A 2500-nucleotide genomic window follows, 5' to 3' on the forward strand; every position below is an offset into this window, starting at 1 on the left:
GCAATGAGCTGGCGCAAAAATCAGGGGTTTATAATCGATACCGTGCACATATTTAGWTTTGATATTCTGGCTGGCCTAAGAACYACGCCATCTTATTCGAACAACTGTTGCCAGTGCTGTCATTGATGGTGGGACTCTGCGGTTCATTGCTGAACCGTTTAAGCGCGAACAGAGCAATTAGGACTGGTTAGCTTCATGGATTACTCCACTTCCACATCCAGCCTATCAACGTCGTGGTCTACGACGGCTCGATGAAATCTTATCTTGAGGGAGGCTTCCCGCTTAGATGCTTTCAGCGGTTATCCCGTCCATACATAGCTACCCAGCTGCGCTCCTGGCGGAACGACTGGTACACCAGAGGTATGTTCAACCCGGTCCTCTCGTACTAGGGTCAACTCCTCTCAAATTTCGACGCCCACGGCAGATAGGGACCAAACTGTCTCGCGACGTTCTGAACCCAGCTCACGTACCACTTTAATTGGCGAACAGCCAAACCCTTGGGACCTGCTCCAGCCCCAGGATGTGATGAGCCGACATCGAGGTGCCAAACGATTCCGTCGATATGAGCTCTTGGGAATCATCAGCCTGTTATCCCCGGCGTACCTTTTATCCGTTGAGCGATGGCCCTTCCACGAGGGACCACCGGATCACTATGACCGACTTTCGTCTCTGCTCGACTTGTCAGTCTCGCAGTCAGGCGGGCTTATGCCATTGCACTCTAACAGACGGTTTCCAACCGTCCTGAGCCCACCATCGCGCGCCTCCGTTACTCTTTAGGAGGCGACCGCCCCAGTCAAACTACCCACCACAGAGGGTCCCTGTACCGGATAACGGTACGAGGTTAGACATCAGAAAACAGCAGGGTGGTATTTCACCTATGGCTCCACATCAACTGGCGTCGATGCTTCAAAGCCTCCCACCTATGCTACACAGCTCTTTCCTAATGCCACTCTGAAGTTGCAGTAAAGGTGCACGGGGTCTTTCCGTCTAACCGCGGGTACTCCGCATCTTCACGGAGAATTCAATTTCGCTGAGCATATCCTGGAGACAGTGGGGAAGTCGTTACGCCATTCGTGCAGGTCGGAACTTACCCGACAAGGAATTTCGCTACCTTAGGACCGTTATAGTTACGGCCGCCGTTTACCTGGGCTTCAATTCAGTGCTTGCACACCTCCTCTTAACCTTCAGGCACCGGGCAGGCGTCAGGCCCTATACGTCGTCTTGAAGCCGACTTAGCAGAGCCCTGTGTTTTTGCTAAACAGTCGCTACCCCCTGGCCTGTGCCCCCCATAAGAGCTTGCGCTTATATGGGGCCTCCTTCTTCCGAAGGTACGGAGGCAATTTGCCGAGTTCCTTCAGGATACTTCTCTCAAACGCCTTGGTATACTCTACCATTCCACCTGTGTCGGTTTAGGGTACGGTCTATACGGAGGGGCTATTTCCTGGGACGATTTCACAGCCTGGAGCAATCCAATAAGCCCAGACCATTTACACCATCCGTCACACACCTCCAGGCCCACGAATATTAACGTGGTTCCCATCGACTACCCCCTTCGGGCTCGTCTTAGGGGCCGGCTTACCCTGCTCAGATTAGCTTTAAGCAGGAACCCTTGGAATTTCGGCGACAGTGCATCTCACACTGTTAATCGCTACTCATGTCTGCATTCGCACTTCCGATACCTCCACGACCCATTACCAGATCGCTTCAACGGCCTACGGAACGCTCCGCTACCGCGTGATCGTAAACGATCACACCCTAAGCTTCGGTGCATCACTTTAGCCCCGTTACATCTTCGCCGCAGGATCTCTTATTTAGACCAGTGAGCTGTTACGCTTTCTTTAAAGGATGGCTGCTTCTAAGCCAACCTCCTGGTTGTTTTGGAAATCCCACATGCTTTCCCACTTAGTGATGACTTGGGGACCTTAGCTGTAGGTTAGGGCTGTTTCCCTTTTGACGACGGACCTTAGCACCCGCCGTCTGTCTGCCGGACTAGACTCGTTGGTATTCGGAGTTTGGTTAGTGTTGGTAGATCTCGCGACCCCCGCAACCATCCAGTGCTCTACCCCCAACGGCAATCATCCGACGCTCTACCTCAATAGATTTCGCGGAGAACCAGCTATTTCCCGGCTTGATTGGCCTTTCACCCCTAAGCACAACTCATCCGACAATTTTTCAACATTGAACGGTTCGGTCCTCCAGTGCGTGTTACCGCACCTTCAACCTGGTCATGCATAGATCGCCGGGTTTCGGGTCTAATGCATCAAACTCTRTCGCCCTATTCAGACTCGCTTTCGCTGCGCCTACACCTAACGGCTTAAGCTTGCTTGATACACTAAGTCACAGACCCATTATGCAAGAGGTACGCGGTCAGATCTCAAGGATCCTCCCACTGCTTGTAGGCATCCGGTTTCAGGTACTGTTTCACTCCCCTCATCGGGGTGCTTTTCACCTTTCCCTCACGGTACTGGTTCACTATCGGTCATGTACGAGTATTTAGGCT

Annotated in this window: 1 rRNA gene (cut by a window edge); it reads right to left on the bottom strand. The window is 52.5% G+C overall.

Annotated elements, in window-relative coordinates:
- Positions 1-158: 158 nt before the first annotated feature.
- A 23S ribosomal RNA gene (locus BF95_RS19070) occupies positions 159-2500 on the bottom strand; it runs 455 nt beyond the window's last position.

The organism is Sphingobium sp. Ant17 (genome assembly GCF_000588875.1).
Classification (GTDB): Bacteria; Pseudomonadota; Alphaproteobacteria; order Sphingomonadales; family Sphingomonadaceae; genus Sphingobium.